The organism is Pseudomonas sp. LB1P83 (genome assembly GCF_054897885.1).
The window spans coordinates 5,846,351-5,860,832 of record NZ_CM142709.1 but is presented as its reverse complement, the minus strand read 5'-3'; the positions used below and the strand labels follow the sequence as shown (position 1 = coordinate 5,860,832).

The following is a 14,482-nucleotide window of genomic DNA, read 5'->3' as shown; positions in this document are numbered from 1 at the left end:
ACCACAGAACTTGTGTCCACCACAAATCCTGTAGGAGTGAGCCTGCTCGCGAGGGGCCGGTTCCGACACCGCAGAGTTAAAGTTGCTGCGCCAACGCCTCTATCTGCTCTTGTCGCTCCGCCTGACTCAACTTGGGATGAGGATTCAACGACGACCACTGCGGATGCGCCCGAGCCTTATTCAGTGCTTCGGGCAATTTGCCTTCGCGCCAGGTCTTGTCCTGTGGCGTGGCCACCTGAATGCTGTCCATCGCCGCGTGCCCGCGCACATTCAGCGCTTGCAGCAGTTGCCGCTGACGCAATGCCAACAACCTCAACACACTGTCGTCGACCGTCAACTCTCGCTGGCCTCGGATCTTGCCCATCAATCGGCCGCCATAACTGCGGGCGGTTTGCAGCGCACCGCCGGCAATCGCGCCGGCCAGTGCCGCCGCGCCGAGGGTCAGGCCGCCCACCAACAAGTCGATCCCGGCACCGGCGGCCGCGCCAGCAGCGATACCACCGCCGACTCTCACGCCGAGTTGCTTGAGGGTTTCGGGGTTGAACAAATCATCGCCCCAACGACCATCGAGCAGCGGCAGATCACTGGCGGCCGCGTCCTGTGGTCGGAATGCGTAGAGCTTGAGCAAGGCTTCGACGCAGCGCTGTTCCCGTTGGCGAACGGCTTTGCGCAGTTCGTTGATGGCCTGCTGTTCCTGCTCCGCATCGCTGACCACGCTGCGTCGGCACGCGGCGCAATCGATCAGCAACTCGCCAATCAGCCGCGCCGCACTTTGCTGGCGGGCCAGGCGTTGGGCCTGTTGATCGGCGATCAGGCGCTCCAATTGTTCGCGGGAGTTTTCCAGCAGCAAAGCGAGACTTTCATAGAGTCGACGTTCGCCATCCTCGGGCGGCGCGACGCTGTCGAAACGCACCAGGGCATGCAAGCCCAGCCGTGCCAGGGCTTCACGCCAATCCGGCTCGCGATGGTTGGCGCTGCTGACGAAATTCAGCACCGGCAGCAGCGGTTTGCCGCAACTGGCCAGCACTTCCAGTTCGTCACGGTACTTGGCCAGCACCGGCTCACGGGCGTCGATCACATAGAGGCCGGCGTCGCAGGTGAACAGTTGTCGCAGCACCTTGGCTTCCTGTTCAAAACGCTGCCGCGCTTCGCTGCCTTCAAGAAATCTTGCGAGCCGTGCCGGCCCGTCGAGCCGTTCGCCGGGACGCTCCAGACGTTCGAGGTAGTCGAGCAGGGCGATGGCGTCTTCAAGGCCAGGCGTGTCGTAGAGATCGAGCAACGGCTCGCCGTCCACCGACAATCGCGCGCCTTCGACGTGGCGGGTGGTACTGGGGCGATGGGACACTTCACCGAAACCGACATCCCGGGTGAGCGTGCGCAGCAACGAGGTTTTACCGACGTTGGTGTGGCCGACCACGGCCAGCTTCAAGGGCGCTTTCCACGGATTAGTCATGACCGGTCTCCAGCCAGTTCACGGGCACGCAATCGGCGAACGGCAGGTCCAGCTGTTGCAGCGCCACATGCCAGTCACCGAGGCGTTCGGCATCCAGTGCCTCGCCGCTTGGCGCTTGCAGCAGCCAGACCCGGGTCGCGGCAGCATTACGCGCCAGTTCGGCGATCAGTGCCAGGCTGCCTCGATCTGGTGAGCGGCGCGGATCGCAGGCAATCGCCAGGCGGGCCGGCGGAAAACGACTCAGCTGTTCGAGGAGTTTGTTGCGCGACTCGCGACTGTCGAGGATGCCGGCGTTGTTCACGGTTTTCGGCAGTGGCGGCGGCCATGGGCGTTGATCGTCCAGCTCGATGGCCACCAGCAGCGCGCCATCGCTTTGTTGTTCACTGACACCGCTTTCGACACGATGAAGTTGTGCAGGCGCGGCATCGCTGATGCCGAGGCGCTCGCTGGTGGGCATCAGGCGTTCGCGCAGTTGGGCATAACCGGGCAGGTTCAAATCCAGGCGCAACGCCGCTTGGCCGGATTTCCAGCGCCACCGGCAAAACACCACCAGCAACAGACGCGGCAACACGCCGTAGACCAGCAACACGCCCACCAGCCATGCCGCCCAGGCCTGGCGAGCGCTTTCGATATTCAGCGCGGCGTCGCCACTGGCGCGGATCATCTCCACACTCGGCACGCTGAAACCGAGCAAGGCCGGCAGGGCGCCGAGGGCCTGGGTCATGGCGACGAAGGTGTCGCCGCTGAGGAGGGTGGTTTCCCAGACGAAGCCGTAGCGCCGGGTCGCCATCAACGTCAATAAGATCGCCAGGGCGCTGAGCATCGCCAGCAACCACAAACCGTTGACCAGCACGCCGATTGCCCAGCGATTGAGTTTGCGGCGCTGCAATAACAGCAGCAGGGCCGGTGCCAGTTGCGCAGCTTTGGCATCGCGAGCGAGTTTTTCGCTGAGCCACAGCCACAAGCGTCCAAGGCTGGCGCCGTGTTCACCGGCAAACACCAGTCCCAACGCCCAGCTCAACAGCAGAATCAGATTAAGCCCAAGCAGACTGCCCAGGGCCCAGAACACATTCACCGGGGTCTGGCCGTCACCCAGCGCGGCAAACGCCAGGCCCGCGCCGCTGACGACGGCCAGCACCGCCATGACGATCAGCGCCAGTCGCGCGCCTTGCAGCCAATGGTTGAGGGCGTCGGCCAAACCGTCGCGCTCGGCCAGCCACACCGCCCGGCGCTGAATCCGCGTCGGCAGATCGCCGCCGGCGCTGCGGGCCAGTCGGTTGGCTTCCAGATCATCCAGGGCCCCGGCGTGTTCTTCACGCAGGCGCACCGTCTCGGTCAGCCAGAGGTTTTGCAGTGGAGTCAGTTCCGTCACGCGCCATCCCGTCGCTCAATTGAGCTGTGAGCATAACCGCTGTGGCGCTTATCGGGGTACGGGAGGCTCTGGTATCCTCGCGGCCATGACTAAATCACTCCCCCTCAGCCTGATCGCAGCCCTCGGTGAAAACCGTGTGATCGGCGTCGACAACAGCATGCCCTGGCACTTGCCGGGGGACTTCAAATACTTCAAGGCCACGACCTTGGGCAAGCCGATCATCATGGGTCGCAAGACCTGGGATTCCCTCGGTCGTCCGCTGCCTGGACGGTTGAACATCGTGGTCAGCCGTCAGGCGGATCTGGTGCTGGAAGGCGCGGAGGTTTATCCGTCGCTGGAGGCTGCCGTGGTTCGTGCGCAGGAATGGGCGAACGAGCAGGGCGTCGACGAGGTGATGTTGATTGGCGGGGCGCAGTTGTATGCGCAGGGTATGGCTCAGGCGGATCGGTTGTACCTGACGCGTGTGGCGTTGAGTCCGGAGGGGGATGCGTGGTTTCCGGAGTTTGATTTGAAGCAGTGGAAACTGGTGTCGAACATCGAGAATCCGGCTGAGGATGACAAGCCGGCGTACAACTTCGAAGTTTGGGAAAAAGCCTAAAAGCTTCGCGGGCAAGCCTCGCTCCTACAGGATTACGCTATTTTTCCAAATTGGCGCATGACCTGTAGGAGCGAGGCTTGCCCGCGAAGAGGCCCTCCCAGTCGCTGAAAGACTTAAGCGTGAGCCAACTCCGCATGCTCATCCGCACCCAGCAATTCTTTATCCGTCTGCTGCATCATCTGGCTGGTAATCGCCCCGGCCGTGATCGAACCACTGACGTTCAACGCCGTGCGGCCCATATCGATCAGCGGCTCAACCGAAATCAGCAACGCCACCAGTGACACCGGCAACCCCATCGCCGGCAACACGATCAGCGCGGCAAACGTCGCCCCGCCACCCACGCCCGCCACACCGGCCGAACTCAAGGTCACAATCGCCACCAGCGTCGCGATCCATAGCGGGTCCAGCGGATTGATGCCGACAGTTGGCGCAACCATCACCGCCAACATCGCCGGGTACAGGCCGGCACAGCCATTCTGGCCAATGGTTGCGCCGAACGAAGCGGCGAAACTGGCGATGGACTGCGGGATGCCCAAGCGGCTGGTCTGCGCTTCGATGCTCAACGGAATCGTCGCAGCGCTGGAGCGGCTGGTGAAGGCAAACGTCAGCACCGGCCAGATCTTGCGGAAAAACCGCAGCGGGTTGATCCCGGCCGCCGACACCAGCAGGCCATGGACCACAAACATCAGGCCCAGGCCGAGGTAGGACACCACCACAAAACTGCCGAGCTTGATGATGTCTTGCAGGTTGGAACCGGCGACCACTTTGGTCATCAGCGCCAATACGCCGTAAGGGGTCAGCTTCATCACCAGACGCACCAGACGCATCACCCAGGCTTGCAGGGTGTCGATGGCGTTGATCACTTTCTGACCTTTCTCCACGTCATCCTTGAGCAGTTGCAACGCAGCGACACCCAGGAACGCAGCGAAGATCACCACGCTGATGATCGAGGTCGGCTTGGCGCGAGCGAGATCGGCGAACGGGTTTTGCGGAATGAACGACAACAGCAGCTGCGGCACATTCAGGTCGGCAACCTTGCCCGCATAGTCGTTCTGGATGGTTTGCAGGCGAGCCATTTCCTGTGTCCCGGCGACCAGGCCTTCAGCGGTCAGACCGAACAGGTTGGTCAAACCGATACCGATCAGCGCCGCAATGGCGGTGGTGAACAGCAACGTGCCGATGGTCAGGAAGCTGATCTTGCCCAGCGAAGACGCGTTGTGCAGGCGCGCCACGGCGCTGAGGATCGAGGCGAACACCAGCGGGATCACGATCATTTGCAGTAACTGCACATAACCGTTGCCCACCAGATCGAACCAGCCGATCGAGGCTTTCAGCACCGGGTTGCCGGCGCCGTAAACGGTGTGCAAGGCAACACCGAATACCACGCCGAGCACCAGCGCGAGCAAGACTTTTTTCGCCAGGCTCCAGGTGGTGTGACGGGTTTGGGCGAGACCGAATAGTAGCGCGAGGAACACCAGCAGATTGAGGATCAGCGGCAGATTCATGAGAACTCCGAAAGTGACTTGTGCCAGCCACCTTCCGGGGCAGCTGCGAACCGGCAAGCCTAACAGCTTGAAAACTAATGAATTAATATCAAAAAAGTCTGTTAACTGTCGTTTTTGGAATAAGAGGGTGTCGTTGTCGGGGATGCAGCTGACGCGGAAGGGACGCGGGCGGTCGCAGGCAGACGGGGACTGTCACACTAATTTGATAGCGTCGATATCTTTGAATCAGGGAGAAATGCCAATGAAGCTTGCACCGAAATTTCTGGCTGCCGCACTCTGTCTGGGCCTCGCTGGCCAGGTGTTTGCCACGGATCTGAAGCACTGGCCAGCCGATCAGGCCAAGGCGCTGGACGCGATGATTGCGGCCAACGCCAACAAAGGTAACTACGCGGTGTTCGACATGGACAACACCAGCTACCGCTACGACCTTGAAGAGTCGTTGCTGCCGTTCATGGAGAACAAGGGCCTGATCACCCGCGAGAAACTCGACCCCTCCCTGAAACTGATTCCGTTCAAGGACACCGCCGACCACAAGGAAAGCCTGTTCAGTTACTACTATCGCCTCTGCGAACTCGACGACATGGTTTGCTATCCATGGGTCGCCCAGGTGTTCTCCGGTTTCACGCTCACAGAGCTCAAGGGTTATGTCGATGAGTTGATGGCGTCCGGCAAACCGGTGCCGGCCACTTATTACGAAGGCGACGTGGTCAAGAAACTCGACGTCAATCCGCCGAAAGTCTTCACCGGTCAAACCGAGCTGTACAACAAGCTGATGGAGAACGGCATCGAGGTCTACGTGATGACCGCGGCCTCCGAAGAGCTGGTGCGCATGGTCGCTTCCGATCCGAAGTACGGCTACAACGTCAAACCGCAAAACGTCATCGGCGTGAGCCTGCTGCTCAAGGACCCCAAGTCCGGCGAGTTGACCACGGCGCGCAAGCAAATCACCGCGGGCAAGTATGACGAGAAGGCCAACCTCGGCCTCGAACTGACCCCGTACCTCTGGACCCCGGCGACCTGGATGGCGGGTAAACAAGCAGCGATCCTGACCTACATCGATGAATGGAAAAAACCGGTGCTGGTGGGCGGCGACACCCCGAGCAGCGACGGTTTCATGCTGTTCCACGGTGTCGACGTGGCCAAGGGCGGCATCCACTTGTGGGTCAACCGCAAAGACAAATACATGACCCAGATTAACGGCATGATGGCCAAAAACGCTGCGGCTCAGGCCAAGGAAGGGTTGCCGGTGACGGCGGACAAGAACTGGGTGATCGTCAAGCCTGAAGAGATTCAGTAAGACCGAGGTGCTGCCTTCGCGGGCAAGCCTCGCTCCTACTTTGGATCTGTGATGTTCGTTCCCACGCAGAGCGTGGGAACGATCAGGCAAAAAAATACCCCGCACATGGCGGGGTATTTTTTTGTTCGACGGTTAAGCCTTACAGCCCGTCAAGCATCGCCTTGTTACGCACCGCACCCTTGTCGGCGCTGGTTGCCAACAGAGCGTAGGCTTTCAGTGCGGTGGTCACTTTACGTGGACGTTTTTCCACAGGTTTCCAGCCTTTCTGATCCTGCTCGGCACGGCGCCCAGCCATTTCTTCGTCGCTGATCAACAGGTTGATCGAGCGGTTCGGAATGTCGATCAGCACCTTGTCGCCGTCCTGCACCAGACCAATCGCGCCGCCCGCAGCCGCTTCTGGCGAGGCGTGGCCGATGGACAGGCCCGAGGTGCCGCCGGAGAAGCGACCGTCGGTGAGCAGGGCGCAGGCTTTGCCCAGGCCTTTGGATTTCAGGTACGACGTCGGATAGAGCATTTCCTGCATGCCCGGGCCGCCTTTCGGGCCTTCGTAACGGATGATCACGATGTCGCCGGCCTTCACTTCGTCCGCGAGGATGCCGCGTACGGCGCTGTCCTGGCTTTCGAAGATCTTCGCGTTGCCTTCGAAGACGTGGATCGACTCGTCGACGCCTGCGGTTTTTACCACGCAGCCGTCCAGCGCAATGTTGCCGTAGAGAACGGCCAGGCCGCCTTCTTTCGAATAAGCGTGCTCGACACTGCGGATGCAGCCGTTCTCACGGTCATCGTCCAGGGTTTCATAGCGGGTCGACTGGCTGAACGCGGTCTGCGTCGGGATGCCCGCAGGACCGGCCTTGAAGAAGTGATGCACCGCTTCGTCGTCGGTCTGGGTGATGTCCCACTTGGCGATGCCTTCGGCCAGGGTCTTGCTGTGCACCGTCGGCAGATCGGTGTGCAGCAGACCGCCACGGGCCAGGGAACCGAGGATGCTGAAGATCCCGCCGGCACGGTGCACGTCTTCCATGTGGTACTTCTGGATGTTCGGCGCGACTTTGCACAGTTGCGGCACGTGGCGGGAGAGGCGGTCGATGTCGCGCAGGTCGAAATCGATCTCGGCTTCCTGGGCGGCGGCCAGCAAGTGCAGGATGGTGTTGGTGGAACCGCCCATGGCGATGTCCAGCGTCATGGCGTTTTCGAACGCCTTGAAGTTGGCGATGTTGCGCGGCAGGACCGACTCGTCGTTGTCGTGGTAGTAGCGCTTGCACAGCTCGACGATGGTGCGGCCGGCCTGCAGGAACAGCTGTTCGCGATCGCTGTGGGTGGCCAGGGTCGAACCGTTGCCCGGCAAGGCCAGGCCCAGGGCTTCAACCAGGCAGTTCATCGAGTTGGCGGTGAACATGCCGGAGCACGAGCCGCACGTCGGGCAGGCGCTGCGCTCGTACTCGGCAACTTTCTCGTCAGAAGCGCTGGAGTCGGCGGCGATCACCATGGCGTCGACGAGGTCGAGACCGTGGCTGGCCAGTTTGGTCTTGCCGGCTTCCATCGGGCCGCCGGAAACGAAGATCACCGGAATGTTCAGGCGCAGGGCAGCCATCAGCATGCCAGGGGTGATCTTGTCGCAGTTGGAGATGCAGACGATGGCGTCGGCGCAGTGGGCGTTGACCATGTATTCGACGGAGTCGGCGATGATCTCGCGGCTCGGCAGCGAATAGAGCATGCCGTCGTGGCCCATGGCGATGCCGTCATCCACGGCGATGGTGTTGAATTCTTTCGCTACACCACCGGCGCGTTCGATTTCGCGGGCGACCAGCTGGCCGAGGTCCTTGAGGTGGACATGGCCCGGTACGAATTGGGTGAACGAGTTGGCAATGGCGATGATCGGCTTTTTGAAGTCGTCATCTTTCATCCCCGTGGCGCGCCACAGTGCGCGGGCGCCGGCCATGTTGCGGCCATGGGTGGACGTTTTCGAGCGGTAATCAGGCATGAAGCACTCCGGGCGGCTAATCAGGTATCAAAAGGGAAGTGAGCTTCTATTGACGTCTGGAACACCCAGAAATGGCCGTGTGTCCGGAAGTTGCCGATAACTTTGCGGGATCGCCGCGCGCTTCAGCTTGAGCTCATAAACCCGCCGGGGGATGACTGGCGATGAATGCCGCGATTCTACACGGCTGGCGTCAGGAGGGAATGCCGGGAAGCGTTGATCCAGCGCTGACACAACGTGCGGGATGACGACTGGCAGGTTTCACCCGCTACTCAGTGCCTGATGCCGGCGGGTAATCAGGGCACTGATGCCGACGCCGAGGGTGCTCAATATCAGGAAACTCAATCCAAGAGTCGTTTGCAGATGACTCCCGCTCAAGTTGATGAGGGCGCTGATCAGCCCACCGAAGGTAAACACCAAGGTATTGCCCGCCGAGGCAGCAGTGCCGGAGTTGTCCGGGAATACGTCCATGGCTTTGGACGTGGCCACCGGGCGAGCGATGGTGGTGCCGGCGGTGCAGATGATCATCGGGACCAGCACCGTCAGGATCGAAAGCCCCACCAGGGTGGAGAGCAACAGCATCACCAGCCCCGAAATAAAGATCAGGCCCAGCCCTGCGATGATCTGAGTGTCGGGCGCTACCCGGTTGGCGAGGACGCGAGCGACGACCCCTCCGACGAGGTAGGCCGCACCGTAAAGCAACAGGGTCAGGGAAAATTCATAAGGCGAAAGCTGCAACTGTTCCATGAAGATCAATGGCGAGATGACGATGAAGGAAAAGTGGCAGGTGAAGGCAATGGCGGCGATCAGCCAATAGCCGAGGAAACCTGCATCGAGACAGATCTTGCGATACGACTGGATGATGCTTTGGCGCGGAGCCGGCACGGGACGCAGGTTTTCCAGAAAGAAACAGGCCTTCAGGAACACCGCAGTGGCCAAAGCGATAAAGGCTATGAAGCTTCCGGGCCAGTCCATGGCCTCTTGCAGCAAAGTGCCCGCCAGTGGCGAAACCGAAATGAAGACTCCGCTGGCGGTGACCATCATGATCCGCAATTGATCGCGCTCCTTGCCGCTGAACAGGTCTTGAACCAGCGCCTGTGAGAGCACAAAGCAGCCGCAGCCGATGGCCTGGATCACCCGGAATATCAGGAACCAGGCGTACTCGGTCGACAGGACACACCCTGTTGCGCCGATAATCGAGACAGCCATTCCTGCGAGCAACAAACCCTTGCGCCCGATGGCATCCGACAGCGGCCCGATCAGCAGTTGAGAAAGGGAAATGCCGATGGCAAACAGGCTGATCGAGAACGCGATGTCGGCTGGCGTGGTCTGGAAGTGTTCGGCCAGGGCCGGGAAGGAAGGCAGCAGAACATCGAGGGGAAAAACACCGAGCATCACCATCGTCATCAATAGAGTCACCGCGCCCCTACGTTTTTTGCCGCCGACTGCATCGCTTTCTTCATTCATCGAGAAGCCCCGCCCTGGAGAAGAGTTGCCGATTGGCAGGCAGGTCGAAGAACCCCGCCTTTTTCATTGCGTTGAGCGTGGCACCAGCACCTGATCGGGTACGCAGGCGTTGTGCTTGCGCGCCGGTCAGATCACAAAGGATTTGCGCCACAGGCGTTTCACCCAGGCCGGCGCTACGCAGGCTTTCGCCAAGCCAGCGTTCATCGACTTCAAAGAAGATCAGCAGGATTTCCAGGAGCAACCTGGCGGTGAACGTGCGTTGGCCGCAGCTCAGTTGCAGCCACAGATAATGGAACACTTCGCAAAAGTAGCGACTGTGTCGCGCCTCGTCGGCGAGGTGGTCCCTGAGCATTTCCTGAACGCTGCTGACCAACGTGTCGCGGCAAACGTCGAGCAGTTCCTTGGCGATAATCGTTTCCGAGACGAAGCCGACGAGAAACCACGCCAGTGCTTTGTGCCTGTCCGGTGTGCGGTCGAGAAGGGCGTTCAGCCGGGCTATCCGCTGGGGCATGACCGGGCGATCAGTCATGCCGTAAATGTCAGCAATCTGCTCGGCGAGGCTATTGGAGAACAGCGCGTGATAAGCCTCATCGGTGTAGAGCTGCAGCGCGGCCGTTTTCATCCGTTGGGGGATGGAGACCCCCAGTTCATTGTGAACGATGGTTTCCACGGATCGGTTGACGATGCGGTGTTCGAGCAGGGTGGTGTAGTCAAGGAAATGCACCAAATGGTTGGCGGTCAGGCGATGAATGACCCCTCTGCCTGCTGCTTTGACCGCCGGGTGATTCAGGTAAGGCAGAAAGGCCGGTGGAAACCAGTGGCGGGTTTCCAGTTGCTGTTCCAGGTCCGAGGGCAATTGATAGGCGTGTTCGCTGATGCGCACCGAGGCTCGGGTATTCCAGTCTCCAAGGGTAAAGCGATTGGCCCAAGAGGCAGGGTCGATGAGGGGCTCTGTCATTGTTCCTGCCCCCGATTGCTCAACAGCGCTTTCAACTCCTTGCACATCACTTGCCCGTCGCTCTGGCCGCAGCCGACAAAAAACAACGGTTGTTCTGCACTGTCCTCAAGTCCCAGCAACGCTTCGACCTGATCATCCGTCAAGGCACCGGTCAGCCAGGTGTTCAATCCCAGCGAAGTGGCCGCCAGTTGAAAGGTCTGAGAAATATGGCCGGCCTCGACGTAGGCCATTCGGTAGGCCCGCGAGTGCTCATATTTCCACCACAGCTTGTCGAATCGACTGGTGATGAACAGGCCTGCGGGCAGGTTATTGATGAAATGTTGCCCGCACATCAGTTGCCCCAAAGGCTGACGAGGCAGCGGATTAACGAAACTCAGTGCGTGCCCGATAGGGTGGTAGGCGTAGAGACCGGGTTGCAGGCCGCTGACGTTTTGCACCAGCAGAAAACCTTCGCAGGCATTCAGCCCTCCACCGGACGGGCTGCTTCGTCGGGCGCCGAGGCCTTCGACAATGCTTTCGTCGACGTCGTTTTCGCGCTCATGCAGATAGCCGAGGGACAGGTACAGCAATGTACTCACCGCTTCGAGGGAAACGGCTTCACCCGTGAAGGTGCGGCAGGTTTTCCGATTGACCAAGGCGTTTGCCAGGGAGCCCTCCGGCAGGCAGGAAGGTTTCGGCAGGGCAATCAGCTCGCCTCCCAGTCGTTCCGAACGCCTGGGTTTCGGCGAAGGTGTGCTCAGCACGTCGGTGCAATGATCGAGGTATTGTCTTGACCATTCATTAATGTCTTGTGGGATATGTTCGCAAGGAATGTTCTTGGTGCCGATATGATATATCTTCGATAGTTCGTCCCAACCCCATTCAATAGTATCTGCTGTTGATGTTGTCAGTATTCCGGCGTTGAGTAGCTGAGTGTCAATTGTATTGCTGAGGTTGAACTTTTCGGGATTGTCGATGAGTTCGGCCAGTCGAGTGGAATACTTCAGGTTCAGTTCAAACTGCTTGTGGTTCTTGTAGTCCCAGACTATTTGACCGGGCGTACGAGGAAGTATGAATAAATGAGGGCTGATCTGCATGATGGGCGGTTCGCTCTGGGCAATGCCATAGAAAACGCTGGGTAGCCGGCACTCCCCAGCGCCTCATTTACTTAGCGGGCTTTAGGGGCAACCAGAAAAGCCAGGTTGGCGATGCTGTTAGCTTCCAGAGTAATTGCTTTCATTTTGGAACTCCTTGTAATTGAAAGTGAGTGTCACTTCGTTGTGACACTTTCAATCATAGAGCGTAATGAGCGCTTATCAAGGCGATATTGGGTAGGAATCTTCCAGAAATTTTGTCGGAACGATCTTGGGTGTGAATAAGTTTTGTCAGTCGTATTCTTTAAAGTTCAAGACGCAGAGAAACGTCCTGCAAGTTCGTAGGATTGCAAGTGTAGGAAGTTTGATAGGGGGGCAATAACAGATAATAAAACGGGGAGCCGGCTGGCTCCCCGTCAAACCGGCGTCATCAGCTGTTTGGCAGCAACCGGCAGGTGATGCTCTTGATGTAGCGGGTTTCGGCGATGGCCGGGTGGACCGGGTGATCCGGACCTTGACCGCCACGCTCGAGCATCTGGATGTTGCGGTCCAGGTGACGTGCGCTGGTCAGCAGGATGTTCTGCAGATCGTCTTCCGGCAGGTGCATCGAGCACGATGCGCTGACCAGGATGCCGTCCTTGCTGAGCAGGCGCATGGCTTGCTCGTTCAGGCGACGGTAGGCGCCTTCACCGTTCTTCATGTCTTTCTTGCGTTTGATGAAGGCGGGCGGATCGGCAACGATCACGTCGAAGCGTTCTTCGCTGGCTTTCAGCTCTTTGAGGGCTTCGAACACGTCGCCTTCGATGCAGGTCATTTTCTCGGCGACACCGTTCAGCGCGGCGTTGCGCTCGACGCCGTCGAGGGCGAAGGCCGAAGCGTCGACGCAGAACACTTCACTGGCGCCGAACGCGGCCGCTTGCACGCCCCAGCCGCCGATGTAGCTGTACAGGTCCAGCACGCGTTTGCCTTTGGCATAAGGGGCCAGGCGCGCGCGGTTCATGCGGTGGTCGTAGAACCAGCCGGTTTTCTGACCCTGGATGACCGGTGCTTCGAATTTCACGCCGTTCTCTTCCAGCGCGACCCACTCCGGCACCAGCCCGAACACGGTTTCGACGTAGCGGTTGAGGCCTTCGGCATCACGGGCAGCGGAGTCATTCTTGAACAGGATGCCGCTTGGCTTGAGCACTTGGGTCAACGCCGCGATCACGTCTTCTTTATGGGCTTCCATGGTCGCCGAAGCGATCTGCACCACCAGGATGTCGCCGAAACGGTCGACCACCAGACCTGGCAAAAGGTCGGAGTCGCCGTAGACGAGGCGATAGAACGGCTTGTCGAACAGGCGATCGCGCAGGGACAGCGCAACGTTCAGGCGATGGACCAGCAGCGACTTGTCCAGCGGCAACTTGATGTCGCGCGACAGCAGGCGGGCGCAGATCAGGTTGTTCGGGCTCATGGCCACGATGCCCAGCGTCTTGCCGCCGGCGGCTTCGAGGATCGCCTGATCGCCGGCCTGAAAGCCGTGCAACGGGGTGGCGGCTACATCGATTTCGTTGCTGTAGACCCACAAGTGGCCGTTTCGCAGGCGACGGTCGGCGTTGGCTTTGAGGCGCAGGCTAGGCAGGGACATGACGTCGCTCCGGAAAAAAGAGCGGGAGTATAGCGTGTTGAGGGTTGGGGCGGGCCGGGTGGGCGATGAAACGCTGATGACGCCTTCGCGGGCAAGCCTCGCTCCTACAGGGCATAGGGTGCTTTTGTAGGAGCGAGGCTTGCCCGCGAAAGCGATTTCGATTGCTATGCAGAAATGAAACTTTGGCCGATGTGCAGGCCGGTGTGTCGGATCCAACTTTATAAAGGTTAGAATCGCCCCTGGCCCAGAGTGTGTACTTATGTCCCAAGAGCTGACTTCCGAACAGATTCAACAGTCCCTGCAAGGCATCAGCGTGCCTGCTCAGCCGCAAATCATGGTGGATTTGCAGATGGAGCAGTACATGCCCGACCCGGATCTGGAAGTGATTGCGAAGCTGATCTCCCAGGACCCGGGGCTCTCTGGCGCCTTGCTGAAGATCGTCAACTCGCCGTATTACGGCCTGAGCAACAAGATCGCCTCGATCCAGCGTGCGGTGAACCTGCTGGGCAGCCGTTCGATCGTCAACCTGATCAATGCGCAGTCGATCAAGGGCGAGATGAACGATGACACCATCGTCACCCTGAACCGTTTCTGGGATACGGCTCAGGACGTGGCGATGACCTGCCTGACGCTGGCCAAGCGCATCGGCGCCCAGGCCGGCGATGAAGCGTACGCGCTGGGGCTGTTCCATGACTGCGGCGTGCCGTTGATGTTGCAGCGCTTCCCCAATTACATGACCGTCCTGGAAGAGGCCTACGCCAAAGCCGGTGCCGAATGCCGGGTGGTCGACACCGAGAACCGGGTGTTCAACACCAACCACGCGGTGGTCGGTTATTACACGGCCAAGTCCTGGCGCCTGCCGGAGCATGTGACCGCCGCAATCGCCAATCACCACAATGCCCTGGCGATCTTCAGCGACGAGTCTTCGCGCAACGCTCAGCTCAAGAACCTGCTGGCGATCCTGAAAATGGCCGAGCACATTTGTGCGTCTTATCGGGTGCTGGGTAATCAGACCGAAGACCATGAATGGAACAGCATCGGGCATCTGGTGCTCGATTATGTCGGCCTCTCGGACTACGACTTCGAGTCCCTCAAGCAAACGATCCGAGACCTCGGCGCTCACCGCTGAGCACCGGACAGCCTGATTCGAGTAC

At 59.8% G+C, this 14,482-nt stretch carries 11 protein-coding genes; 3 read left to right on the top strand and 8 right to left on the bottom strand.

Features of this window, described 5'->3' with window-relative positions:
• Positions 1 to 76: 76 nt before the first annotated feature.
• Together ACYZTY_RS26955 and ACYZTY_RS26950 are read right to left on the bottom strand one after the other, a co-directional pair.
• Positions 77 to 1,453, bottom strand: a complete 1,377-nt coding sequence (locus ACYZTY_RS26955) for a GTPase/DUF3482 domain-containing protein (protein WP_461956165.1) — start codon at positions 1,451 to 1,453, stop codon at positions 77 to 79.
• Complete coding sequence (locus tag ACYZTY_RS26950; RefSeq protein WP_461956164.1) at positions 1,446 to 2,825, bottom strand: DUF2868 domain-containing protein; 1,380 nt, start codon at positions 2,823 to 2,825, stop codon at positions 1,446 to 1,448. Before ACYZTY_RS26950 ends, ACYZTY_RS26955 begins: the two co-directional genes overlap by 8 nt.
• 85 nt (positions 2,826 to 2,910) lie before the next feature.
• On the opposite strand from ACYZTY_RS26950, the gene ACYZTY_RS26945 reads away from it, so the two are divergent.
• Positions 2,911 to 3,423, top strand: a complete 513-nt coding sequence (locus ACYZTY_RS26945) for a dihydrofolate reductase (protein ID WP_461956163.1) — start codon at positions 2,911 to 2,913, stop codon at positions 3,421 to 3,423.
• A 113-nt stretch (positions 3,424 to 3,536) separates the two neighbouring features.
• Here ACYZTY_RS26945 and ACYZTY_RS26940 read toward each other — a convergent pair whose 3' ends face one another.
• On the bottom strand, positions 3,537 to 4,928 hold the full coding sequence (locus tag ACYZTY_RS26940) for an L-cystine transporter (protein WP_461956162.1): 1,392 nt from the start codon (positions 4,926 to 4,928) through the stop codon (positions 3,537 to 3,539).
• Positions 4,929 to 5,169: 241 nt separating this feature from the next.
• On the opposite strand from ACYZTY_RS26940, the gene ACYZTY_RS26935 reads away from it, so the two are divergent.
• Positions 5,170 to 6,225, top strand: coding sequence for an HAD family hydrolase (locus ACYZTY_RS26935; RefSeq protein WP_461956161.1), 1,056 nt, complete (start codon positions 5,170 to 5,172; stop codon positions 6,223 to 6,225).
• A 139-nt stretch (positions 6,226 to 6,364) separates the two neighbouring features.
• On the opposite strand, the gene ilvD is transcribed toward ACYZTY_RS26935, so the two are convergent.
• The 5 genes from ilvD to ACYZTY_RS26910 form a co-directional block, all read right to left on the bottom strand.
• Positions 6,365 to 8,206, bottom strand: coding sequence for a dihydroxy-acid dehydratase (gene ilvD / locus ACYZTY_RS26930; protein ID WP_461956160.1), 1,842 nt, complete (start codon positions 8,204 to 8,206; stop codon positions 6,365 to 6,367).
• A gap of 258 nt (positions 8,207 to 8,464) precedes the next feature.
• Positions 8,465 to 9,670: a multidrug effflux MFS transporter gene (locus ACYZTY_RS26925; RefSeq protein ID WP_461956159.1), complete on the bottom strand. Its 1,206-nt coding sequence runs from the start codon at positions 9,668 to 9,670 to the stop codon at positions 8,465 to 8,467.
• On the bottom strand, positions 9,663 to 10,628 hold the full coding sequence (locus ACYZTY_RS26920) for a diiron oxygenase (protein WP_461956158.1): 966 nt from the start codon (positions 10,626 to 10,628) through the stop codon (positions 9,663 to 9,665). The genes ACYZTY_RS26925 and ACYZTY_RS26920 overlap by 8 nt, the downstream gene beginning before the upstream one ends.
• On the bottom strand, positions 10,625 to 11,704 hold the full coding sequence (locus ACYZTY_RS26915; RefSeq protein ID WP_461956157.1) for a SagB family peptide dehydrogenase: 1,080 nt from the start codon (positions 11,702 to 11,704) through the stop codon (positions 10,625 to 10,627). The genes ACYZTY_RS26920 and ACYZTY_RS26915 overlap by 4 nt, the downstream gene beginning before the upstream one ends.
• 427 nt (positions 11,705 to 12,131) lie before the next feature.
• Positions 12,132 to 13,328: a class I SAM-dependent rRNA methyltransferase gene (locus tag ACYZTY_RS26910; RefSeq protein ID WP_071490392.1), complete on the bottom strand. Its 1,197-nt coding sequence runs from the start codon at positions 13,326 to 13,328 to the stop codon at positions 12,132 to 12,134.
• Positions 13,329 to 13,641: 313 nt separating this feature from the next.
• Here ACYZTY_RS26910 and ACYZTY_RS26905 point away from each other — a divergent pair, with 313 nt between their 5' ends.
• Positions 13,642 to 14,457 (top strand): HDOD domain-containing protein, encoded by an 816-nt coding sequence (locus tag ACYZTY_RS26905; RefSeq protein WP_461959403.1) that lies wholly within the window; start codon positions 13,642 to 13,644, stop codon positions 14,455 to 14,457.
• The last annotated feature ends 25 nt before the right edge of the window (positions 14,458 to 14,482 follow it).

Excerpts from the sequence above, each read along its gene's own strand:
- ACYZTY_RS26955 (WP_461956165.1), bottom strand. The coding sequence starts at position 1,453 with ATGACTAATCCGTGGAAAGCGCCCTTGAAGCTGGCCGTGGTCGGCCAC.
- ACYZTY_RS26945 (WP_461956163.1), top strand. The coding sequence starts at position 2,911 with ATGACTAAATCACTCCCCCTCAGCCTGATCGCAGCCCTCGGTGAAAAC.
- ACYZTY_RS26940 (WP_461956162.1), bottom strand. The coding sequence starts at position 4,928 with ATGAATCTGCCGCTGATCCTCAATCTGCTGGTGTTCCTCGCGCTACTA.
- ACYZTY_RS26935 (WP_461956161.1), top strand. The coding sequence starts at position 5,170 with ATGAAGCTTGCACCGAAATTTCTGGCTGCCGCACTCTGTCTGGGCCTC.
- ilvD (WP_461956160.1), bottom strand. The coding sequence starts at position 8,206 with ATGCCTGATTACCGCTCGAAAACGTCCACCCATGGCCGCAACATGGCC.
- ACYZTY_RS26925 (WP_461956159.1), bottom strand. The coding sequence starts at position 9,670 with ATGAATGAAGAAAGCGATGCAGTCGGCGGCAAAAAACGTAGGGGCGCG.
- ACYZTY_RS26920 (WP_461956158.1), bottom strand. The coding sequence starts at position 10,628 with ATGACAGAGCCCCTCATCGACCCTGCCTCTTGGGCCAATCGCTTTACC.
- ACYZTY_RS26915 (WP_461956157.1), bottom strand. The coding sequence starts at position 11,704 with ATGCAGATCAGCCCTCATTTATTCATACTTCCTCGTACGCCCGGTCAA.
- ACYZTY_RS26910 (WP_071490392.1), bottom strand. The coding sequence starts at position 13,328 with ATGTCCCTGCCTAGCCTGCGCCTCAAAGCCAACGCCGACCGTCGCCTG.